The organism is Rhodococcus sp. OK519, assembly GCF_003051005.1.
Lineage (GTDB): Bacteria > Actinomycetota > Actinomycetes > Mycobacteriales > Mycobacteriaceae > Prescottella.
In genome coordinates this window covers 122,881-143,591 of the sequence record NZ_QAOW01000001.1, presented here as the reverse complement: position 1 = coordinate 143,591, position 20,711 = coordinate 122,881, and the positions used below count along the sequence as shown (strand labels likewise).

The following is a 20,711-nucleotide window of genomic DNA, read 5'->3' as shown; positions in this document are numbered from 1 at the left end:
CCGCCCTACTGCCAGCGGGCGAGAAGCTCGTTCGCCCGCACGGCCAGGGCAGCCTGCAGCAGCGGGCCGAAGCTGACGCGGCCGACGCCGAGGGCGGCGAAGTCGGCCTTGCCGCCGCGCACCGGATCGGCAATTGCGTTGACGGGCAACGGCAGTGCCGACGTGAGCTCCCGGTACACCTCGTCGCTGTGGAACCCGACCGGGTACAGCACGTCGGCCCCGGCCTCGGCCGCCAGCGTGAGCCGGGCAATGGCGCGCTCGACTCGATCCGCCTCGTCCCCGACCTGCTTCAGGAACAGGTCGGTGCGCGCATTGACCACCACGTGCACGCCCACCGCGTCCGCGGCACTGCGCAGGCCGCCGACGAAGTCCGCGTGTTCCTGCGCCTCGCGCAACCGGCCGCCCTCGCTGTGCACGGTGTCCTCGATATTGAGGCCCACCGCGCCGACCTCGACCAGACCGTCGATCAGCTGCTGCGGCTGCAGGCCGTAGCCCGCCTCGATGTCGACGGAGACCGGCAGCTCCACCGCCGCAGTGATCTGCGCGACGCGCGTCGTCAGCTCCGTGAACGTCATGCCCTCGTTGTCGGGCCGGCCCACCGAGTCGGCGACCGGGTGACTACCGACGGTCAGCGCCGCGAAACCGGCTTCGGCGGCCAGGTTGGCCGACCATGCGTCCCACACGGTCGGGAGGATCACAGGGTTCCCCGGCTGGTGCAGTGCCAGCAGATCGTTCGCCTTCTGGGTGATCGCAGTCATGTGCAGTCCTCGCGTCGCGGAGTGGGAAGTCCATCGTGGCACGCCGGCCAGGGACTACCGCCGAATGCAGGACGCCTTGGCCTGCTCGACCTGATCATCGGTCAACGACGGCGCGGGCAGCGGTGTGCGCGCCGCACCCTCCGCCCGCAGGCCGTCGAGCACCAACGCGAGGTATCGGCGCCAGGCCTCGGGTGCGACGGGCCGGACGAAGTCGATGACGGACTCGACCATCCGGCTGACGGCGAAGAGGTCGTTGACGGTGACGTCCGGTCGCAGCGCGCCGGCGTCCCGGGCCCGGGTGATCAGCGCGTCGACGACCGGCGTCACCCGTTCACGCGCGCACGCGACCTGCGTGCGGCCCTCGTCGCCGGTGAAGAAGACGTCGGCCATGCCACGGTTGAGCGCCATCTTCTCGCAGGTGAGGGCCACGAAGTCGACCAGCCCCTCCCACGGATCCTCGCGTTCGAGGGCGGCAGTGGCGCTGTCGGCCAGGTCGTCCATGTGCTGTTGGAACACGCCGTCGACAAGTTCCTGTTTGCAGGTGAAGCGGCGGTAGACGGTGCCGACACCGACCTTTGCGTGCCGCGCGACGTCGTCGAGCGTGATGTCGATGCCACGGGTCGCGAAGAGTTCCGCGGCGGCGTCGAGAATCTTGCGGCGATTGCGCTCGGCGTCGGCGCGCAGCCGGCGACCTCCTGTGACGGTGCTCACGATTTTCATTCTGCCATCCCAGAAATTGCGACATACCCAGACAAACCGCACCGTGCGAGAAAATCAAGTGGAGATATCTCCTCCACTTAGGCGTACGGTGACCTAAGTGGAGCTTACGCCTCCGCTTCGATCCACTTCGGCGACCCGAACAACGACCCACGTCCAGAGGGGTTTCTCATGAGCAGCACCACAATCGATCCGCCAGAAGCGGTGCCGGGAGAGCAGACGCGAGAGCACCGCCTCCGCTGGCTCGTCCTGGCCGTCATCGGGCTGGCCCAACTGATGGTCGTGCTCGACGCCACCATCGTGAACATCGCGCTACCCGCCGCCCAGAAATCGCTCGAGTTCTCCGACGCCGACCGGCAGTGGGTGATCACCGCCTACGCGCTGGCCTTCGGCAGTCTGCTGCTGCTCGGCGGACGCCTGAGCGACCTATTCGGCCGACGCAACACCTTCGTCATCGGCCTCGTCGGCTTCGCCGTGATGTCCGCCGTCGGCGGTGCCGCGGTGAACTTCCCGATGCTGGTCGCCGCGCGCGCCGGCCAGGGCGTCTTCGGCGCGCTGCTCGCCCCCGCCGCGTTGTCCCTGCTGTCGGTCACCTTCACCAAGCCCGACGAGCGCGCCAAGGCCTTCGGCGTGTTCGGCGCGGTCGCGGGCGCCGGCGGCGCCGTGGGACTGCTACTCGGCGGCATACTCACCGAGTGGGCGTCGTGGCGTTGGAGCCTGTACGTCAACCTGATCTTCGCGGCCGTCGCACTCGTCGGCGCGCTACTGATGATGGCTCCGCACAAGGCCGAACACCGGCCCCGGCTCGACATCCCCGGCACGGTCTCGGTGTCCGCCGCGCTCTTCAGCATCGTCTACGGCTTCTCCCACGCCGAGTCGCACGGCTGGTCCGACGGCGCCACCATCGCGTGGCTCGCGGCGGGCGTGGTCCTGCTGGCGGCCTTCGTCGTCATCGAGACCCGCGTCGCGCATCCGCTGCTGCCGCTGCGGGTCGTGCTCGACCGCACCCGCGGCGGGGCCTACCTGGCCATGTTCGTCGCCGGCACCGGCATGTTCGCGGTGTTCCTGTTCCTGACGTACTACATGCAGACGGTCCTGCAGTACAGCCCGATCGTCACCGGCGTGGCCTACCTGCCGATGGTCATGGGCATGGTCGCCTCGGCCACCACCTCGACCAGCGTGCTGCTGCCCCGGTTCGGCCCGCGGCCGCTGATGACCACCGGCCTGACCGTGGTCGCGATCGCCATGGTGCTGCTCGCCCAGCTGACGGTGGACAGCACCTACGCACCGCACATCCTGCCCGGACTGGTGCTGCTCGGTGCCGGCATGGGCATGGTGTTCGCCCCAGGCATGCAGGGTGCGGTCACCGGCGTGCGGCCCGAGGACGCCGGCGTCGCCTCCGCGACGGTCAACACCATGCAGCAGGTCGGGGGCTCGATCGGCACCGCTCTGTTGAGCACGATCGCCGCGACCGCCGCGACGAATTACCTGTCCGACGCGGCCCCGAGCCCGCAGGGGCAGGCGCTCGCCGCGGTGCACGGCTACACCACGACGTTCTGGTGGTCGGCCGCGATTTTCGCTGCGGGAGCGGTGATCTCGGCGTTCCTGCTACCCGGCGGCAAGCTACCCGAAGCGACGGACGCCCAGGAGGGTCAGCTCGTGATGGCGCACTGACGTCATCAGGCGCATCGAACCGACCCGGCGGCGATCACGCATTGCGTGGTCGCCGCCGGAACGCATTGCGCGCCAGGTAGCGTCGGGTCGGTGACTCCGACCGTCCGCACATCCCTGTCCGCCGCCGCCGCGGCCTTCGCCGGGGTTCTGGCGACGTTCGTGCTCGTCAACCCGACCCAGTGGCAAGCAATCTTCAGGGCGTCCGAGAGCCAGCTGGGCAGTTGGAACAGCACTCTGCCCACCGGTGTTGCCGTCGGCTGCGTCCTCGCCGTCGTAGCGTGCGCGGTGCTGCTGCGGGCGGCATCGGCGCGCCCTGCCTGGATTGCTGCCGTTGTCGCGACGGCCGTGCTGATCGCAGCCCGGATGATGGTGCCAGGCGCCAGCGATCTCGACCAGCTGCGTTTGCTGTACTACGCCAAGTGCCTTGCCGGGGGCGTCCTGCTCGGCGCGGCCGTCGCCGCGGTGTGGTCGCGTCCGATCCCGCGGCTCGTACTCGTCGCCGCGGCCGGATCGACGTTCGTCGTCGCGCACACTGCGGACGCCTGGACGCCGAGCACGTCGGTCCTGGGCGAGCCGTTCTGGTGGATCCTGATCCCCGCACTCGTGCTCGCAGTGGCATGCGCGGCGGTCGACGACGCCGTACCGGACCGCATCGACCGGGACACCGCGATCGGGGTGATCGCCACCGCTGCGACCCTCGCCCTCGCACACCGCGTGCTCGGCGAGTGGATCGAGCGGCAGACCGGTTCGCAGTTCCGGCAGTGGGTCGTCATCGCGCTGTGCCTCGTGCTGGTCGTCGCGCTCGCCGAGTTCTGGGCGCGGCGCCTCAGCTCACCATTCCTGCTCGCGGCGACGGCAGTCGCGGCCGTCACGCCGTTCGTCGCGACGGTGCTCGGTCAGGATTACCTTCGAATTCGCCCCTGGGTGCCGGTCGCGGTAGGCGTCGTCGCCGTGGTGGTCGGTGTCGCGATCAGCAGGTGGCGTCCGGCGCCCACAATTGCTGTCGCGGTCCTCGCCCTCGTTCCGCTGTCGGTCCTCATCGCCCCGGGCGCGACCGATAACCGGGCGTGGCTGCTCGTCCAACTCGCGGTCCTCGGCGTCGGCATCGGACTCGCTCTCGGCGCGACGCTCCCCGACCACGCGGCCACCGCCGCGCTGGGTCTGGCGGTACCGCTACTGGCGCTGGTGTTCACCGAAGTGGTCGGTGTCACCACGTCGTTCGTGATCTACAGCGGGTCGTACGAGCCGCTCCCCGGCGTACCGCTGTCCACGGGCTGGACCTCGATCTCGCCGACCACCACCTTCGACCGCGCCGCCGCGGTCGCCCTGCTGCTGGTCGTCGTGTTCTGCGCGCTCGCGATCCGGGGACTCCGAACGCACCGGTCCGCCCCGCGCCCGGAATGACCTCCCGCCCGCGCGATCGCGTCCGCGGGAGGTCAGTTCGGGAGCGGCGTCACACACCCGGCGTCCGAAACCCGGCGTCGGGCACAAGTCAGTCGACGAGATCCAACTCTCGCAACCGTGCGAAGACGAGTCTGGATCCGGGCGCGGTCTCGGGCATCGCGGCGTACTCGGCCTCGGTGAAGTAGCGGATCTCGGCGACCTCACTGGTGGCGCGGGGCTCGTCGGTGAGCTCGGCGAGGAAGCAGGTCATGTGCAGATGGGTGCCGGGGCGGTGTCCGAAGGCGGGGGCTTCGAAGACGCCCAACTCGACGAGTGTGCCGTCCACGATGCCGGTATCGAGCTCCTCGCGGACCTCCCGATGCAGGGCCTGCTCGGCTGTCTCACCTGGGTCGATCTTGCCGCCCGCCATGTAGAAAGCGGTCTTGCCGGCCGAGCGCGCCTGCAGCATCCGGCGGTCGCGGATGTGGGCGAGGGCGGCGGTGCGAATCACGGTGGGGTTCTCGTCTGACACCCGTTGGAACGTACTCCCGTCGTGAGCCCGCCGCCGCCTGCAACCCTTTTGTCCGTTTGCACCCGTTGAGGCGTCAACTCTGCCACTTAGTAGGATGTACTTCGTAGTCCACTTTGCTAGCTAGCGAACGGTCTGCTCGACTCTCGGTTCACGCCGATTCGTCACCCCGCCGCCCCACAACCCGACGGAGTGCCATTTGCTTGTCATATTGATCGCCCACGCGATAGCCGCCGTTCTGGCTCCGCTCGTCGTGCGATCAATAGGACGCAATGCGTTCTTCCCGCTCGCACTGGTACCGCTCGCGAGCCTGGGCTGGGTCATCGCGAACTGGGGCACCGAACAGAGCCTGAGCATCCGGTGGGTGCCCGGTCTGTCGATGAACATCGACATGCGATTCGACTCCCTCGCCGCGATCATGTCGGTGCTGGTCCTGGGCGTCGGCGCGCTGATCCTGGTGTACTGCGCCCGGTACTTCAAGGACGACGAACCCCGCCTCGGCATCTTCGCCGCCGAGATGGTTGCGTTCGCGGGTGCCATGTTCGGCCTCGTGACCAGCGACAACATGCTGATCCTCTACACGTTCTGGGAACTTACGACGGTCCTGTCGTTCCTGCTCGTCGGTCATTACGCCGAACGCGCGACCAGTCGACGCGCCGCCACGCAGGCGCTCCTGGTGACCACTGCGGGCGGCCTGGCGATGCTCGTCGGCATCATCATGCTGGGCCAGCAGGTGGGCAGCTACAACCTGTCCGACGTCGTCGCGAACCCGGCAAGCGGGTGGCTTGCGAGCGTCGCGATCGTGCTCATCCTGATCGGTGCGCTGTCGAAGTCGGCGATCGTGCCGCTGCACTTCTGGCTGCCCGGCGCGATGGCCGCACCCACCCCGGTCTCCGGCTATCTGCACGCCGCGGCGATGGTCAAGGCCGGCATCTATCTGGTGGCCCGGCTGGCGCCCGGGTATGCCGATTCACCGCCGTGGCGGGTCACGATCATCGTGCTCGGACTGGCGTCCATGCTGCTCGCCGGCTGGCGTGCGCTGCGCTCGTTCGACCTCAAACTGGTGCTCGCGTTCGGCACCGTCAGCCAGCTCGGTTTCCTGATGGTGCTGGTGGGTGTCGGTTCCCGCGACGCCGCGCTGGCCGGTATGACGATGGTCGTCGCGCACGCGATGTTCAAGGCCGCGCTGTTCATGGTGGTCGGCATCATCGACCACTCCACCGGCACCCGCGACATCCGCAAACTCGCGCGCCTCGGCGCCGAGGCGCCGTGGCTGGCCGCAATCGCAGCTCTGGCCGCGGCCTCGATGGCCGGTCTGCCACCGTTCCTGGGGTTCGTCGGCAAGGAGGCTGCGCTCGAGTCGATCTTGCAGGCGGACATGCTCGCGCCCTGGCAGCAGACCACGATCCTCGTGGCGATGGCGCTGGGCTCGATCCTCACGGTCGCCTACAGCATCCGGTTCGTGTGGGGCGGGTTCGGCCGCAAGCGGCTGCGCAAGCCGAGTCCGCCGGTCGCGAACATGCACGCCCCGAGCGTCCTGTTCCTGGCACCGCCCGCTCTGCTCGCCGTCGCCGGACTGGTCGCCGGACCGCTGTCGCCGCAGCTCGAGAAGCTGCTCACGCCGTACTCGACGACTCTGCCCGCGGGCCCGCACGCCGACTACCACCTGGCGCTGTGGCACGGGATCAACACGCCGCTGCTGCTCACCGGCGCGATCGTCGTCCTCGGTGGGGTGCTGTTCGCCGCGCACCGCTGGGCCGTCCAGCGGCTGCGGTTCCAGCATCCGCCGCTCGGCAACGCCGACCGCGTGTACGACGCGACCCTGCGCGGCATGGACACCCTGTCGATGCGTCTCACCGGTTTCACGCAGCGCGGTTCGCTGCCGCTGACGCAGTCGACGATCCTCGCGACACTGGTGCTGCTGCCGATCATCCTGCTGGCGCTGCGCACCGACGTGTGGCCCGAGATCCGGCTGTGGGAGTCGCCGCTACAGCTCACCGTCGGACTGATGATGATGGCGGCCGCGCTGGCCGCGGCAATCTTGCGCAACCGTCTGGCCGCGGTGATTCTCGTCGGTCTCAGCGGCTACGGCTGCGGCGTGATCTTCGCGCTGCACGGTGCCCCCGACCTGGCGCTCACCCAGTTCCTCGTCGAGACCCTGACGCTGGTGATCTTCGTGCTGGTGCTGCGCAAGCTGCCCGCCGAGATCGACGAGCGGCAGGCCATCGGCTTCAAGCTGCCGCGCGCGCTGCTCGCGATCGGCGTCGGCGCGGCCGTCACGACGCTCGCCGCGTACGCGATGAACGCCCGCAACACCGCGCCCATCCACCTCCAGCTACCCGAGGCCGCATACGCGCTCGGCAACGGTCGCAACGTGGTGAACGTGCTGCTCGTCGACATCCGCGCGTGGGACACCCTCGGCGAGATCTCGGTGCTGCTGGTCGCCGCGACCGGCGTCGCGAGCCTCGTGTTCCGGCACCGCCGGTTCGGGATCGCGCCGCGCGTGTCCGATGCCCCGTCCGTCGTGCTCGATGCGGCGTCGTCGAGCACCGAGACGACGTGGCTGCGCGGCGGCGACCTGATCGATCCGCGCCATCGCTCGCTGGTGCTGGAGGTGACCACCCGCCTGATCTTCCCGACGATCATGGTGCTGTCGGTCTACTTCTTCTTCTCGGGACACAACGCGCCCGGCGGCGGCTTCGCGGGCGGTCTGACCGCCGGACTGGCGCTGGTGTTGCGCTACCTCGCGGGTGGCCGCTACGAACTCGGTGAGACGGTGCCGATCGATGCCGGCAAGATCCTCGGTCTCGGTCTCGCGCTGGCCGCGGGCACCGCGCTGGTGTCGCTGTTCCTCGGCGCCCCCCCGCTGTCGTCGGCGGTGTTCGAGGTGACGCTGCCGCTGCTCGGCCACATCAAACTTGTCACCGCACTGTTCTTCGACCTGGGGGTGTACCTGATCGTGGTGGGCCTGGTGCTCGACGTGCTCCGCAGCCTCGGGGCCCGCCTCGACGCACAGGAGGAGGTGAATGCCCGATGAATGCCGACCTCGCAACACTGATCGTCATCGGCGTCCTCACCTCCGCCGGCGTGTACCTGCTGATCGAACGCAGCATCACCCGCATGCTGCTGGGCCTGCTGCTGGTCGGCAACGCCGTCAACCTGCTGATCCTCACGGTCGGGGGGCGCTCCGGCAATCCCCCGATCGTGGGCCGCGACTCGGTGCACGAGGAGATGGCGGACCCGCTGGCGCAGGGCATGATCCTGACCGCGATCGTCATCACGATGGGCATCGCGGCGTTCGTGCTGGCTCTCGCCTACCGATCGTTCAAGATCAATACGGCGGACCGGGTCGAGGACGACCCCGAGGACACCAAGGTCTCCAGGCGGCGCACCCCGGCCGAGGCCCCGGACCGCGACCGCTCCGACGATCCGCTCACCGGCGCCCCGTCCAAGGGCGGCGACGCCTTCGACTCGGAGGGCAATCCGATCCCCGTCGACCAACTCGAGGATCCCGAGGACTACACGGCCTACGAGTCGTTACAGGACGGGGACGACGAACTGGAATCAGGGAAATCAGGGACACCGGGAGGTAAGCGATGACGCTCTCCCCCGCACTCATCGGCACGCTGGCGCCGTTGCCGGTCCTGATCCCGATGATCGCCGCGGCGGCCACCCTGATCGTCGGCCGCCGGCCCACCGCGCAGCGCTGGATCACCCTCGCCGCACTCATCGGCGTCACCGGCGTCTCGGCAATGCTGCTGTACCTCGCGGACCGGCACGGCACCACCGCCATCCAGGTGGGCGGCTGGGACACCCCGATCGGCATCACGCTGGTGGTCGACCGACTGTCGGCGCTGATGCTGCTGGTGTCGTCGATCGTGCTGCTCGCCGTCATGATCTATTCGATCGGCCAGGGCATCCGCGACGGCCACGAACACCAACCGGTCTCGATCTTCCTGCCCACGTACCTGGTGTTGACAGCGGGCGTGTGCAACGCGTTCCTCGCGGGCGACCTGTTCAACCTGTACGTCGGGTTCGAGGTGCTGCTGGCCGCGAGCTTCGTGCTGCTCACCCTGGGGGCGAGCGCCGACCGCGTCCGGGCCGGCGTCTCGTACGTCATGGTGTCGATGGTGTCGTCGCTGATCTTCCTGTGCGGCATCGCGTTCGCATACGCCGCGACGGGCACCCTCAACCTCGCCCAGATGGCGCTGCGGTTCGACGACATCCCCGTCGGCACCCGCATGGCGATCTTCGGTGTGCTGCTGGTGGCGTTCGGCATCAAGGCCGCGGTGTTCCCGCTGTCGACGTGGCTGCCCGACTCCTACCCCACCGCCCCGGCGCCGGTCACCGCGGTGTTCGCGGGCCTGCTCACCAAGGTCGGCGTGTACGCGATCATCCGCGCGCACACGCTGCTGTTCCCGCAGGGCGAGCTCGACAACGTGCTGATGGTGTGCGGCCTGCTCACGATGATCGTCGGTATCCTCGGTGCCATCGCGCAGAGCGACATCAAACGTCTGCTCTCGTTCACCCTGGTCAGTCATATCGGCTACATGATCTTCGGCGTCGCGTTGTCGACACAGTCGGGCCTGTCGGGTGCCGTCTACTACGTGGCGCACCACATCGTCGTGCAGACCACGCTGTTCCTCGTGGTCGGGCTCATCGAGCGGCAGGCCGGGTCGTCGTCGCTGCGCCGCCTCGGCGGCCTCGCCGCGGCCAGCCCGGTGCTGGCGATCGTGTTCCTGATCCCGGCCCTCAACCTCGGCGGCATCCCACCGTTCTCCGGGTTCATCGGCAAGATCGCGTTGCTGCAGGCCGGTGTCGCGCACCCGAGCGCACTGTCCTGGACGCTGGTGGCCGGTGGCACCGTGACGAGCCTGTTGACCCTGTACGTCGTGGCCCGTGTGTGGACCAAGGCCTTCTGGCGGGCCCGCGCCGAGGCCCCCGAGGGCGGACTCGCGGATGTCAGCCCGTCGGCGCTCATCGACGAGTCCGAGGAGGACATCGCGTTCGTCGACCGCGAGGACGTCGGAAAGATGCCGATGTTCATGCTGCTGCCGACGATCGGGCTCGTCGGCGTCGGCCTGGCACTGACGCTCTTCGCCGGTCCGATGATCGGGATCAGTGACCGCGCCGCGCAGGACCTGCAGAATCGGAATGTCTACATCACGGCCGTCCTCGGCGAGGGAGGTGACCGATGACCCGCGAGCGCGTACTCCGCGTCGGCATCCTCGCGTGGCTGACGGTGGTGTGGATCCTGCTGTGGGGCACCTTCAGCATCGCGAACGTGTTGGGCGGCATCGTCGTCGGCCTGCTCATCATGTGGCTGCTGCCGCTGCCGCAGGTCCCGGTCGAAGGCCGCGTGCATCTGCTGTCCATGGTCAAGCTGGTGTGGATGATCGTCTTCTACGCCGCGCAGTCGAGCGTGCAGGTGGCATGGTTGGCCGTCCGGCCCGGTCCGCCGCCGGTCACCGGGGTGCTGCGCTGCAAGCTCGGCATCAAGTCCGACCTGGTGCTGACGCTGTGCGTCGACGTGCTCAACCTGATCCCGGGCACGATGGTGCTCGAAGTCGATCAGGCCCGGCGCGCGGTGTACGTGCACGTCCTCGACGTCGGCACCACCAAGGCCGTCGACCAGTTCTACCGGACCACCCGCCAGCTCGAGCGGCTGTTCATCGCGTCGTTCGAGCGGGACTCGGAGTGGCAACCGGCGCCGTGGCATCTGCGCGACTACGACTACCACGAAGAGGGCAGGGAGGATCGAGCATGACGGCCGTTCTGATCATCGCCGGAGTGATGCTGGTGGCGGCCGCGTTGCTCACCACCTACCGGCTGCTGGCAGGGCCGGGCAGCCTCGACCGTCTGGTCGCGATGGACACCCTCATCGCGACCGCGATCTGTGGGCTGTCGGTGTGGGCGGTCTACAGCGGCGACACCACGATCGTGCCCGCCATCGTCGCGCTCGCCCTGGTCGGCTTCGTCGGCTCGGTGAGTGTGGCCCGATTCCGGGTGAGTGACGACTCGTGAACACCCTCCTCGACGTCCTGGCCGCAATCTGCATCCTCACCGGATCGCTTCTGGCGCTGACCGCGGCGATCGGCATCGTTCGTTTCCCCGACACCTTGTCCCGCATGCACGCCGCCACCAAGCCTCAGGTCGTCGGCCTGGTGCTGGTGCTGGTCGGCGCGGTGATCCGACTGCACGGCAACGTCGACATCTGGATGCTGGTGCTCGTCGGGCTGTTCACGCTGCTGACCGCGCCCGTCATCGCGCACAGCGTCGGGCGCGTCGCCTACCGCGAGCAGCGCGGGCGTGACGGGCTGCTGATGAACCACGACGACGACCCAGGCACCTTCCGCTGACCCGCGTTTTGCGCACTTAGCGCGCGGTCGGGGCGTCCTCCGGGAGCGATAAGTGCGCAAAACGCGAGGAGGCGGGGTCGCGGTAGAACGTGCGCCAGTAGCCGTAGGCGGAGAGCGCGGGGACGCCGAGGAGCAGCGGCGCGGAGACGATCGGATACTCGGCGATCTCGACCGCCAGGAACCGGTAGCTCAGCAGCAGCGCGGCCAGCAACACTGCACCACCGGCGACGAGGCGCACCCGGAACCAGCCCCATCCGCGCTCGGGAGCGCGCAGGGCGGATTCCAGCGTCAGGGTCAGGACCGCGCCGGCAATGAGGTCGACGGCGTAGTGGTAGCCGAAGCCCAGGGTCGCGCTGAGCGTGCACACCAGCCAGAACGTGCCGCCCCAGCGCAGCCAGCGGGGTCCCTGCCGCGAGTGCAGGAACAGCGCCAGCGCCCACGCGGTGTGCAGGCTGGGCATGCAGTTGCGCGGGGTGGCGTCGTCGAACGGCATCGCCGACGGCGTCAGGTCGAACGGCACGACCGACGGCCAGAAGTCGCCCATCTGGAAGCCGTTGCCGTCGGCGCCGAACGCGAAGATGGGGCCCACCACCGGGAACAGGATGTAGAACACCGGCCCGATCAGCCCGATCAGCAGGAACGTGCGGACCAGGTGGTGCGACGGCCAGCCCTTGCGCAGCTGGTACAGCGCGACGACGATCGCGGCCACGGGCAGCTCGATGTACACCCAGTGCAGGACGGCGTAGCCGACGGACCCGGTCGCGTCGACGATGTTGCCCATCACCCACGACGGGTTGCCGAGGGCGTGGTCGGCGAGCTGGACGTACTGGTCGAGGACCTCCGGGCCGGCGAGGACGGTGATGTGCAGCCACACGTCGCCGAACTTGGTGGCGACGATCAGCAGCGCACCGAGAGCAACGCCCATGAGCGCGCTGCGGCGCTGCTCGCCCTGCCATTTCCAGCCGGCCCAGACGCCGATCGCGGTCAGCACGATCACCGCGCCGTTACCGACCGTGAGCGATCCACCCGCGAGGTAGCGGATCGCGGCAATCACGACGTCGATGGTCACCGCGCTCGACAGCGCCAGCACCCGCTGCCGGTTGGTGAGCCCCACCATCGCGAGCGCGAGTCCGGCCCACGGCACGGACGCCGACTTGGGGGTGCCGACAAAATCGTCGCGCAGACTCTCGAGGGGCCCCTGGAAGCCCCGGGACGACGCGAAGACCTGCAGCGCGATCAGAATCACGATGCCGACGGCGATCACGCCACCGATCAAGAGATTTCGGATTCGGTCGGTGAGCCGCACAGGCTCCGTACGCGCGCCACCGTCCACCAACACGCCGTTCATAGTAAACGGCGAATGAATTCGAACTTACGTGTCCAGTTCGTTGACGAGCGAGCCGACGACGGCGCGCAGGTCACCGCCGGTGGCGGCGGCCACCTTGCGCTGACGCTGATACGACGCGCCGCGGCGCGGGATGTCGGCGACGCGGGCCAGTTCGTCGGCACAGCCGAGCCGGACGGCGGTGGGGGTGAGCTTCTCGAGAAGGTCGTTCAGGTCGTCGGTGACGAGCCGTTCGCTGTTGTCCGCGCCCAGGATCACCTCGGCGTCGATGCCGTATCGCGCCGCGCGCCACTTGTTCTCCTGCACGTGCCACGGCTGCATCGACGGCAGCGTCTCCCCCGCGTCGAGGCGCTCGTCGAGATACACGACGAGGCAGTGGATGAGGGCGACGAGCGCGGACAGTTCGGTGAGGGAGGAGATGCCGTCGCACACCCGCACCTCGATGGTGCCCCAGCGCGGCGCGGGCCGGATGTCCCAGTGCAGGCCGCCGAGGTTGTCGATGACGCCGGTGGTGAGCTGATCGTCGACATAGCCCTCGAATTGCGTCCAGTTCTCGAACTGGAACGGTAGGCCGGCGGTGGGCAGCTGCTGGAACATCAGCGCCCGGTTGCTGGCGTACCCGGTGTCGACGCCGGTCCACATCGGAGAGGATGCCGAAAGGGCAAGCAGGTGAGGATATTTCAGCAGCAGCGCGTTGAGGATCGGGAACACCTTCTCCTTGGAGGAGATCCCGACATGCACGTGCACACCCCAGATCAGCATCTGCCGCCCCCACCACTGGGTGCGCTCGATGAGTTCGTCGTAGTGCGGCGTCCGGGTGATCAGCTGGGTGGACCACTGCGCGAACGGGTGGGTTCCGGCGCACATGAGGTCGACGCCCAGCGGGTCGGCGGCCCGGCGCACCAGCGACATCGTCTCCGACAGGTCGTCGATGGCCTCGCCGACATTGTCACAAATTCCGGTGACGAACTCGACGGTGTTGCGTAGCAATTCCTTGGTGACGCGGGGTTTGTCGGCCAGTCCGCCGACGGCACCGAGGACCTCGGCGGCAGTGTTCGACAGATCGCGGGTGGTCCTGTCGACCAGCGCTATCTCCCATTCCACGCCGAGGGTCGGACGGGGTGAATCTGCAAAAGGAACTCCCACGCAATCGATCCAACCACAGGGTTCGATACCCCGCACGGGTCCGGAAACCGCTGGCAGACGCGAAACGGCGGGGCCGTGATGGCCCCGCCGTTCGGGTGATCCGGTGCTGTCGTCAGCCGCCGATGACGCCGCAGGCCACGCGTCCGCCGGCGTCACCGGTGGACAGCGTCTGCTGGTCCGGCACGGCCGCATTGTCGGGCAGCGTGTAGCGGGTGGGGATGTTGCCGAAGTTGTCGGCGTCCGCGTGGATCATCAGCGCGGTCCCCTTGCCGCCGTTCTTCAGATTCTCGAGGGTGAAGGCGTCGGTGGTGGTGACCAGGTAGCCCTTGCCGTCCTCGCGGACCTCGAGCGACGTGAGGTCGCCGCTGGCCGGGTGGCCGGTGTGGCCCTGGACCTGGAAGTGGCCGCCGGCGGAGAGGAAGTTGCCGGGCTCGCCGCCGGTGGGGGCGACGGAGTTGGCCTCGCACTTGCCGACCGAGTGGACGTGCAGGCCGTGGAAGCCGGGCTCGAGGCCCTGGGCATCGACGGTGATCTGCACGTAGCCGCCGGTTGCGGCGAGCGTCGCGGTGCCCACCTGGGCGCCCTTGGCGTCCTTCAGCGTCACCGCGACGTTGTCGGCGGAACCGGTGGTGGTGGCGTGCTCGGAGCCGCTCTCACCGTGCTCGCCCGCGGGAGCGGGGGCGCCGGTCCACACCGGCGGGGTGGTGCCGGGAACGTCGGTGGGCTCCTCGTTGTTCGAGCATGCGGTCAAGCCCAGCGCGGCGATCGCGACCAACGGGGTCACGACACGCCAGGACTTGCGACGGGAGAATTGCGAGGCCATCGAACCGCTCCTTCGAGGTGGTTGAAATCTGCGGATGATCATAACCAGCGCGTCGTGCCGAACTATTCGGAGGTGACGATCACGATCACGCCGGGCGACGCACTGTCGATTCCCGCGAAACGGGGTTCCGCCTTCACTCCCAGTTCGGCAGCGATGGCCTGCGCGGCGGCCTTCTCGGAAGCGCTGCTGCCGTAGTAGACGGTGGTGTTCTGGATCTGCCCGTAGCTGTAGTTGCCGGTCTCGGAGATGCTCCAGCCGCTGGACGTCAGCTCATCGGCGGTCTGCGCGGCCAGCCCCGAGACCGTGCTGTTGTTGAACACCCGCACCGGGACGGACTTGTCGACCCGCCCGGACGTGGCGGCTGCAGCACTCGAAGTCGACGTCGCGGTGCTGGTCTGGGTGGTGGACTCGGCGGCGGTCGTGGTGGGCGCCGCAGTCGTCGTGCGTGCTGCCGCGGGCGCGGCGGCGGCGGATGCCGTCGTCGTCAGCGACGTCTCGGTGGCCGTCTCGTCGGAATCGGAGCCACCCAGCGATGCCGCGCCGAGGCCGGCGAAGAGGATCGCGAGAGCGATCAGCACCATCGCGATCGCTCGCAGTGGGGGGCCTGACGACTCTGGATTCGGGGTGGTCACGACTCACGACCTTAATCGGCGCGTAGAGCGCGGGGCTAGGTGGTGAGGGCTACGTGCTGAGGTCGAAGCCCAGACGGCGGGCCGCACGGGCCTTCTGGCGACTGGCGCGCAGGCGCCGCAGGCGCTTGACCAGCATGGGGTCGGCGACCAGCGCCTCGGGACGATCGACCAGCGCGTTGAGCACTTGGTAGTAGCGGGTGGCCGACATGGCGAAGAGTTCCTTGATGGCCTCTTCCTTGGCCCCGGCGTACTTCCACCACTGCCGCTCGAAGGAGAGAATGTCGTGTTCGCGGCGAGTCAGTCCGTCCTCGCCGACCTCGTTGCCCGACGCTCCGTCGCTGCGTTCGGACTCGTTCCGAGCTGCTGCGCCGTCCATCTCACTCCTCGCTGCTTCGGTTCGAATTACACCGATGTTCTTCCTGGTCATTGAACCACGGTCACGGCGAGGGCGACGGGGTTCCAGGGGGACGCGCCGCGAATATCACGCCCATTATCCTTGGTGACCATGGCTATTCTTCCGATCCGGATCGTCGGCGATCCCGTCCTGCACGAGCCGACCAAGCCCGTGACCGAGTCCCCCGCCGAACTCGCCGATCTGATCCGCGACATGTACGAGACGATGGACGCCGCGAACGGTGTGGGTCTGGCCGCGAACCAGGTCGGTGTCGCCAAGCGCCTGTTCGTGTACGACTGCCCCGATGTCGACGAGAACGGCAAGTCGACCCGTCGCCGCGGCTGCGTGGTCAACCCGGTGCTCGAGACGTCGGAGATCCCGGAGACCATGCCGGACGAGGACGACGACGTCGAGGGCTGCCTGTCGGTTCCCGGTGAGCAGTTCCCCACCGGGCGCGCCGACTGGGCCAAGGTCACCGGCACCGACGAGGACGGCAACCCGATCGAGATCGAGGGCCACGGCTTCTTCGCACGGATGCTGCAGCACGAGACCGGTCACCTCGACGGCTTCCTGTACGTGGACGTGCTGATCGGCCGCAACAAGCGCGCGGCGAAGAAGACGATCAAGTACGAGGGTTGGGGCGTGCCGGGGCTGAGCTGGACGCCGGGCACGGTCGACGACCCGTTCGGTCACGACGAGGACTCCGAAGAAGACTGAGTCGAGGATCCGTGACGAGTCGCGAGTCGGGTCCGCCGGTGATCGGCGGCCGGGTGGTGGTGCGGTATCGCCTGCCACCCGGAGGCTCGTATCCGCTCACCGACGTGATCGGGACGCTCGAGCAGCTCGAGCCGACGGTGGTGGTCCGCACCGCCGACGACCGGGTGGTCGAGATCGAGCGCGCCGACGTGGTGCGACTCAAGGAGCTGGGCCCCAAGCCGGTGCGCCGGTCCGACGGCCGGGTTCGGTGACTGTCGGGGTAGCTGACTACCCTCGGCGGTGTGCGACTCGCGACGTGGAATGTGAACTCGGTCCGTGCCCGAACCGACCGGATCGTGGACTGGCTGGCCCGCACCGACACCGATGTGTTGGCGATGCAGGAAACCAAGTGCAAGGACGAGCAGTTCCCGTACGAACGGTTCACCGAGGCCGGCTACGAGGTGGCGCACGTCGGATTGAGCCAGTGGAACGGCGTGGCGATCGCGTCGCGCATCGGGCTCGAGGACGTGCAGGTCGGGTTCGCGGACCAGCCCGGGTTCAACAAGGATCCCGAGGCGGAGGCCACGCAGGAGGCTCGCGCGATCGGTGCGACGGTGGGCGGGGTGCGGGTGTGGAGCCTGTACGTGCCCAACGGCCGTGACCTGACGGATCCGCACTACGTCTACAAGCTGGAGTGGCTCGCGAAGCTGCGCGCCGACGCGGAGGGCTGGCTGGCCGGCAACCCGGACGCGCAGATCGCGCTGATGGGCGACTGGAACGTCGCGCCCACCGACGAGGACGTGTGGGATCCGGCGTTCTTCGAGGGCAAGACGCACACGTCGCAGCCGGAGCGGGACGCGTTCGACGCGTTCGCCGAGGCCGGTTTCGCCGACGTGGTGCGCCCGCTCGCGCCGGGCCCCGGCGTCTACACCTACTGGGACTACACGCAGCTGCGGTTCCCCAAGCGGCAGGGCATGCGCATCGACTACGTACTGGGCTCCCCCGCGTTGGCCTCGCGGGTCACCGGCGCGCACATCGACCGGGACGAGCGCAAGGGCAAGGGCGCGAGCGATCACGCGCCGGTCGTGGTGGATCTGGCCTGATCAGGCCGGCTGCTCGTCGAGCAGGTCCAGGTACTCGGTGTGGGTGCCGAGGAACCGCGTGACGTAGGTGCACACCGGACGGATCCGGGCGCCCTCGCTGCGGGCGCGGTCGAGCACGGCCCGCACCAGTACCGCCGCCCAACCACGTCCGCTCCGGTCCTCGCGGACGACGGTGTGCAGCAGGGTGAGCACGTCACCGGACGGCCCGGCACTGTCGCGGCGGTAGCCGAGGATGCCGACGAGGTCGTCGCGCACCCAGAGTTCGTAGCGCTCGTGCGGCGGGCTGTCGACGATGCGGACGGCGACGGCGACGGCGCCCGCTGTTCGTGGGGATTCGGTGTTCACGTTCCCCATGAAACCGGCCGAACCGCCGGCACCGGGTCCGTTTCGGGACGGGTGGGGCGGTTCGATGCCGATCCTTGACCGCGGCGTGGCCGCGCATCGATCAGTTCAGCGAGATCGCGTCGGACGCCTCGGGCGGCGCCATCAGATCCAGGTACTCCGGGTTGGCCTCCACGAACCGCTGCACGTACGTGCACACCGGGCGCACGCGCCAGCCGTAGTCGCGGGCCCGGTCCAGCGAGCGCCGCACCATGACGGCGGCGAGCCCGCGGTGACCGAAGTCCTCGACGACGACGGTGTGCATGAACGAGACGACGGGAGTGGGTTTCCGCGCGCCGCGACGACGGGCAGGTGAGGTGTCGTAGTAGCCGACGATTCCCACCAAGTCACCGTTGAGCCGCAACTCGAAGCGGTTCTGGTCGGCGTTGTCGGTCACGTGGGCGCTGGGCGAATCTGCGAACACGACACCTCCTCGGGACGCTTTCGATGCAACAATGTGATCCACGCCACTATTAGTACAGCCGTTCAGGGCAACCTGTCAGGCATTTGACCGAATCCGTTCGACTCCGATTCCGAGCCCTCCAGATCGCAGGCGCAAAGCACCGAAAGACGCATCCCGAATGCAGCAGAGGAATCGATACCACCCGACCGGTTCCTCTTGCTGTCGACACAATCGATTCACCCGGCCATCCGATACAGATTGGCAATCACACAAGAGCCACCCGGCTGATCCCCTGCACCACCGTACAGTCGCTTCTCGAAAAGCCTTCAGCTGAATACTTTTCGATCCGATCCGTCGACCGTCCCGGTACACACCCACGTGGATACCGGGACGGTCTAGGTCAGATCAACGTCACGGCGTGACGTCGACTCCCGGCGAGAACGTCAGCTTGCCTGTCAGGGCGGCCGTACCGGGACCTGCCGGCGGGCACACTCCGCCACCGGTGGAGTTGAAGTTGACCGTCCCGGAGTTCGAGGCGGTCACCGACGGCTTCGCGTACGGCAGCGGCCCGATGGTGCTCGCCCCCACCGTGATCGAGCAACCACTCGACGGCACCGTGACCACCGCGCCGCCTGCGGGAATGATCAGTGAACCCTGTGGAGATGCACCGTCATGGTCGACCTTCAGCTTCCACGTCCCGCTGGCAGCGACCGTCACCGGCTGGCCGTTGAGCGTGCAACTCGACAGACTCACACTGCTGATGTTGATGTCGATCCCGCCAGTGGACGGGTTGACGTTGCCGGGCGCAGCCGGGGTCGTTCCGGTGCCTGACACATTCGTGCAGCGCATGGTGTATCCCGGGGTGAGAATCCGGAGATCGCTGCTGGTTGCGGTGACCGGCGTGTTCGCGGGAGTGATCGTTGTCGACGCGTACGCCATCCCCGCTGCCGTCAACGTCGCGACCGCGGCGACGGCCAGAACCGCACTACCCCGGTTGAGAACTTTCGTTGCCATTCGTTTCTCCTTCGTGTGAGGTGGAGCCCCGTTCGGATGAACGGTCGAGTGGAAAGGCTTCGATGAATCGATTCGATCGCGGCGCTACAGCAGCTCCCATCCGGCGGCGTTGTAGACGGAGCTGGTGGTGGAGAGGGAATTGCCCGAACCACCTGACGGCAGGTTGGCACGTTGGTTGACGGCCCAGTTGAGCGAGCCGAAGAGACCGCATCCGGTGGCGCCGGGCACCGCAAAGTTGGTGGCCTTGTGCGTCGCCTGGGGCCAGACCCCGCCCGGGACCCCGGGAACCGTGTCCGAAATCCACTGCGCAGCACCAGCATCTTGGAGCGCCAACGAAAGCCGGATCGGATTGGAGGCAGAACCGATGTAGCAGTTGTTCCCCAGGAGCGGGTTGGTCAACTTCAACCGAACCGGAAGCTCGACACCGAGGGTGTACGGCTGCACCGACGGCAAGGCCACGGCTTCGACCGTCGCCTGGATGGCCGTCGGGCCGAAGTCCTCGGACGAACCCGTTCCGAGTGCGCCACCGGGGACACTGATCGACTTCGAGTACACACCGAACTTGCCATCATTGGCGGCGGGAACGAAGACCTGATTGGTCGGGTGGGTCGGATCCGGCTGACTGACGCCGCCGGCAATCATCAGGCTTCCATCCGCAATCTGGACGTTGAGGCTGCCGACACGCATAGTGCCGTCCCTGACCACAACCGTCATGCAGGTGCCCAGGTCGGTGGCAGGGTCGTAGACCTTGTCCAGCTGGCAGGTGTCCCAATTCTTGAAGTCGTACTTCGCCCCCGATACCGGGGCGGCTGCGTCCGCCACACCACCCCCGACCAGAGCCAAAGCTGTTGCCGCACCCAGGATCACGGAGCGGGTCATGAGTTTTCTCACGTTGAACCCCCATTCGGGTACACACCCGGCCAGATTCGATTCGAGCAAGACTCGACATCGCTGATCGAGTGCATTTCTCACGGAAGAGCATCGGCTCGATATGCACTGCACCTCGAGCACGATGCATGACGTTGGGGTGAGTCGGGTGCGCTGCTGGCGTAAGTCCGGAACGAGCGGGGTTGTGCCCGTTCCTGATCTCCCCCGAGATTCCCCATCCTGAGCCGGACCTGATGTCGGCCCGACTGCGTGCGCGTAACAGATCGTCACACACACGACGCCTTCGCGTGACAGTTTCGACAATTCCCCCGGCCGCTGCCAAGCAGGCCCTCAGCTGGACGGGCGTTCAATAAATGTTGCGCCCCTTGCCATTTCCGAGATCCACGCAGGTCGACAGTCCGAGATACCGGTCGGCCGATATTCGCCTAGGCGCACGACTTCCAGCAAGGGGCCGGCCCTGGCCGTG

The 20,711-nt window shown here is 68.0% G+C and carries 23 protein-coding genes; 11 read left to right on the top strand and 12 right to left on the bottom strand.

Annotated elements, in window-relative coordinates:
- Positions 1-5: 5 nt before the first annotated feature.
- Positions 6-758, bottom strand: a complete 753-nt coding sequence (locus C8K36_RS00735; RefSeq protein WP_107982558.1) for an isocitrate lyase/PEP mutase family protein — start codon at positions 756-758, stop codon at positions 6-8.
- A 54-nt stretch (positions 759-812) separates the two neighbouring features.
- On the bottom strand, positions 813-1,478 hold the full coding sequence (locus C8K36_RS00730; protein ID WP_107982557.1) for a TetR/AcrR family transcriptional regulator: 666 nt from the start codon (positions 1,476-1,478) through the stop codon (positions 813-815).
- A gap of 168 nt (positions 1,479-1,646) precedes the next feature.
- Between C8K36_RS00730 and C8K36_RS00725 the strand changes: the two genes are divergently transcribed.
- Together C8K36_RS00725 and C8K36_RS00720 are read left to right on the top strand one after the other, a co-directional pair.
- Entirely contained in the window at positions 1,647-3,149 is a 1,503-nt protein-coding gene (locus C8K36_RS00725; RefSeq protein ID WP_107982556.1) for a DHA2 family efflux MFS transporter permease subunit, read from the top strand.
- Between the two features lie 90 nt (positions 3,150-3,239).
- Positions 3,240-4,553, top strand: coding sequence for a hypothetical protein (locus tag C8K36_RS00720; protein WP_107983665.1), 1,314 nt, complete (start codon positions 3,240-3,242; stop codon positions 4,551-4,553).
- 88 nt (positions 4,554-4,641) lie between these two features.
- Here the strand turns inward: C8K36_RS00720 and C8K36_RS00715 are convergent, their stop codons facing one another.
- Entirely contained in the window at positions 4,642-5,064 is a 423-nt protein-coding gene (locus C8K36_RS00715) for an NUDIX hydrolase (RefSeq protein ID WP_107982555.1), read from the bottom strand.
- A gap of 196 nt (positions 5,065-5,260) precedes the next feature.
- On the opposite strand from C8K36_RS00715, the gene C8K36_RS00710 reads away from it, so the two are divergent.
- Genes C8K36_RS00710 through mnhG form a run of 6 tightly spaced genes read left to right on the top strand, consistent with a single transcriptional unit; the run spans position 5,261 to position 11,420 of the window.
- Positions 5,261-8,098, top strand: coding sequence for a Na+/H+ antiporter subunit A (locus C8K36_RS00710; RefSeq protein WP_107982554.1), 2,838 nt, complete (start codon positions 5,261-5,263; stop codon positions 8,096-8,098).
- The gene (locus tag C8K36_RS00705; protein WP_107982553.1) at positions 8,095-8,661 is read left to right on the top strand and encodes a Na(+)/H(+) antiporter subunit C; all 567 of its coding nucleotides are present in this window, start codon (positions 8,095-8,097) and stop codon (positions 8,659-8,661) included. Before C8K36_RS00710 ends, C8K36_RS00705 begins: the two co-directional genes overlap by 4 nt.
- Positions 8,658-10,259, top strand: a complete 1,602-nt coding sequence (locus C8K36_RS00700) for a Na+/H+ antiporter subunit D (protein WP_107982552.1) — start codon at positions 8,658-8,660, stop codon at positions 10,257-10,259. The genes C8K36_RS00705 and C8K36_RS00700 overlap by 4 nt, the downstream gene beginning before the upstream one ends.
- The gene (locus C8K36_RS00695; protein WP_107982551.1) at positions 10,256-10,828 is read left to right on the top strand and encodes a Na+/H+ antiporter subunit E; all 573 of its coding nucleotides are present in this window, start codon (positions 10,256-10,258) and stop codon (positions 10,826-10,828) included. The genes C8K36_RS00700 and C8K36_RS00695 overlap by 4 nt, the downstream gene beginning before the upstream one ends.
- Entirely contained in the window at positions 10,825-11,085 is a 261-nt protein-coding gene (locus tag C8K36_RS00690) for a monovalent cation/H+ antiporter complex subunit F (RefSeq protein WP_107982550.1), read from the top strand. The genes C8K36_RS00695 and C8K36_RS00690 overlap by 4 nt, the downstream gene beginning before the upstream one ends.
- On the top strand, positions 11,082-11,420 hold the full coding sequence (mnhG, locus tag C8K36_RS00685; protein ID WP_107982549.1) for a monovalent cation/H(+) antiporter subunit G: 339 nt from the start codon (positions 11,082-11,084) through the stop codon (positions 11,418-11,420). The genes C8K36_RS00690 and mnhG overlap by 4 nt, the downstream gene beginning before the upstream one ends.
- A 16-nt stretch (positions 11,421-11,436) precedes the next feature.
- Here the strand turns inward: mnhG and C8K36_RS00680 are convergent, their stop codons facing one another.
- The 5 genes from C8K36_RS00680 to C8K36_RS00660 form a co-directional block, all read right to left on the bottom strand.
- On the bottom strand, positions 11,437-12,768 hold the full coding sequence (locus C8K36_RS00680) for a phosphatase PAP2 family protein (RefSeq protein WP_107982548.1): 1,332 nt from the start codon (positions 12,766-12,768) through the stop codon (positions 11,437-11,439).
- 24 nt (positions 12,769-12,792) lie between these two features.
- On the bottom strand, positions 12,793-13,911 hold the full coding sequence (locus tag C8K36_RS00675) for a glutamate--cysteine ligase (RefSeq protein WP_107982547.1): 1,119 nt from the start codon (positions 13,909-13,911) through the stop codon (positions 12,793-12,795).
- A 112-nt stretch (positions 13,912-14,023) separates the two neighbouring features.
- On the bottom strand, positions 14,024-14,734 hold the full coding sequence (sodC, locus tag C8K36_RS00670; protein ID WP_107982546.1) for a superoxide dismutase[Cu-Zn]: 711 nt from the start codon (positions 14,732-14,734) through the stop codon (positions 14,024-14,026).
- Positions 14,735-14,796: 62 nt separating this feature from the next.
- Entirely contained in the window at positions 14,797-15,366 is a 570-nt protein-coding gene (locus tag C8K36_RS00665) for a LytR C-terminal domain-containing protein (protein WP_107982545.1), read from the bottom strand.
- Positions 15,367-15,415: 49 nt separating this feature from the next.
- Positions 15,416-15,742 carry a DUF3263 domain-containing protein gene (locus C8K36_RS00660; protein ID WP_107982544.1) on the bottom strand — a complete coding sequence of 109 codons (327 nt, stop codon included), beginning with the start codon at positions 15,740-15,742 and terminating at the stop codon, positions 15,416-15,418.
- Positions 15,743-15,871: 129 nt separating this feature from the next.
- Between C8K36_RS00660 and C8K36_RS00655 the strand changes: the two genes are divergently transcribed.
- Genes C8K36_RS00655 through C8K36_RS00645 form a run of 3 tightly spaced genes read left to right on the top strand, consistent with a single transcriptional unit; the run spans position 15,872 to position 17,559 of the window.
- The gene (locus C8K36_RS00655; protein WP_107982543.1) at positions 15,872-16,477 is read left to right on the top strand and encodes a peptide deformylase; all 606 of its coding nucleotides are present in this window, start codon (positions 15,872-15,874) and stop codon (positions 16,475-16,477) included.
- 11 nt (positions 16,478-16,488) lie between these two features.
- Positions 16,489-16,728: a GNAT family acetyltransferase gene (locus tag C8K36_RS00650; RefSeq protein WP_107982542.1), complete on the top strand. Its 240-nt coding sequence runs from the start codon at positions 16,489-16,491 to the stop codon at positions 16,726-16,728.
- Positions 16,729-16,758: 30 nt separating this feature from the next.
- A complete protein-coding gene (locus tag C8K36_RS00645) occupies positions 16,759-17,559 on the top strand; it encodes an exodeoxyribonuclease III (protein ID WP_107982541.1) in 801 nt (266 codons plus the stop codon).
- On the opposite strand, the gene C8K36_RS00640 is transcribed toward C8K36_RS00645, so the two are convergent.
- The 4 genes from C8K36_RS00640 to C8K36_RS00625 all read right to left on the bottom strand — a co-directional run bounded on the left by C8K36_RS00640 (position 17,560) and on the right by C8K36_RS00625 (position 20,368).
- Positions 17,560-17,913, bottom strand: coding sequence for a GNAT family N-acetyltransferase (locus C8K36_RS00640; protein ID WP_107982540.1), 354 nt, complete (start codon positions 17,911-17,913; stop codon positions 17,560-17,562).
- Between the two features lie 91 nt (positions 17,914-18,004).
- Positions 18,005-18,364 carry a GNAT family N-acetyltransferase gene (locus C8K36_RS00635; protein WP_107982539.1) on the bottom strand — a complete coding sequence of 120 codons (360 nt, stop codon included), beginning with the start codon at positions 18,362-18,364 and terminating at the stop codon, positions 18,005-18,007.
- 390 nt (positions 18,365-18,754) lie between these two features.
- Positions 18,755-19,357 carry a hypothetical protein gene (locus C8K36_RS24635; RefSeq protein WP_181319303.1) on the bottom strand — a complete coding sequence of 201 codons (603 nt, stop codon included), beginning with the start codon at positions 19,355-19,357 and terminating at the stop codon, positions 18,755-18,757.
- Positions 19,358-19,441: 84 nt separating this feature from the next.
- Entirely contained in the window at positions 19,442-20,368 is a 927-nt protein-coding gene (locus C8K36_RS00625) for a hypothetical protein (RefSeq protein WP_258194460.1), read from the bottom strand.
- Positions 20,369-20,711 lie beyond the last annotated feature (343 nt).

Excerpts from the sequence above, each read along its gene's own strand:
- C8K36_RS00735 (WP_107982558.1), bottom strand. The coding sequence starts at position 758 with ATGACTGCGATCACCCAGAAGGCGAACGATCTGCTGGCACTGCACCAG.
- C8K36_RS00730 (WP_107982557.1), bottom strand. The coding sequence starts at position 1,478 with ATGAAAATCGTGAGCACCGTCACAGGAGGTCGCCGGCTGCGCGCCGAC.
- C8K36_RS00725 (WP_107982556.1), top strand. The coding sequence starts at position 1,647 with ATGAGCAGCACCACAATCGATCCGCCAGAAGCGGTGCCGGGAGAGCAG.
- C8K36_RS00705 (WP_107982553.1), top strand. The coding sequence starts at position 8,095 with ATGAATGCCGACCTCGCAACACTGATCGTCATCGGCGTCCTCACCTCC.
- C8K36_RS00700 (WP_107982552.1), top strand. The coding sequence starts at position 8,658 with ATGACGCTCTCCCCCGCACTCATCGGCACGCTGGCGCCGTTGCCGGTC.
- C8K36_RS00695 (WP_107982551.1), top strand. The coding sequence starts at position 10,256 with ATGACCCGCGAGCGCGTACTCCGCGTCGGCATCCTCGCGTGGCTGACG.
- C8K36_RS00690 (WP_107982550.1), top strand. The coding sequence starts at position 10,825 with ATGACGGCCGTTCTGATCATCGCCGGAGTGATGCTGGTGGCGGCCGCG.
- C8K36_RS00680 (WP_107982548.1), bottom strand. The coding sequence starts at position 12,768 with ATGAACGGCGTGTTGGTGGACGGTGGCGCGCGTACGGAGCCTGTGCGG.
- sodC (WP_107982546.1), bottom strand. The coding sequence starts at position 14,734 with ATGGCCTCGCAATTCTCCCGTCGCAAGTCCTGGCGTGTCGTGACCCCG.
- C8K36_RS00660 (WP_107982544.1), bottom strand. The coding sequence starts at position 15,742 with ATGGACGGCGCAGCAGCTCGGAACGAGTCCGAACGCAGCGACGGAGCG.
- C8K36_RS00655 (WP_107982543.1), top strand. The coding sequence starts at position 15,872 with ATGGCTATTCTTCCGATCCGGATCGTCGGCGATCCCGTCCTGCACGAG.
- C8K36_RS00640 (WP_107982540.1), bottom strand. The coding sequence starts at position 17,913 with ATGGGGAACGTGAACACCGAATCCCCACGAACAGCGGGCGCCGTCGCC.
- C8K36_RS24635 (WP_181319303.1), bottom strand. The coding sequence starts at position 19,357 with ATGGCAACGAAAGTTCTCAACCGGGGTAGTGCGGTTCTGGCCGTCGCC.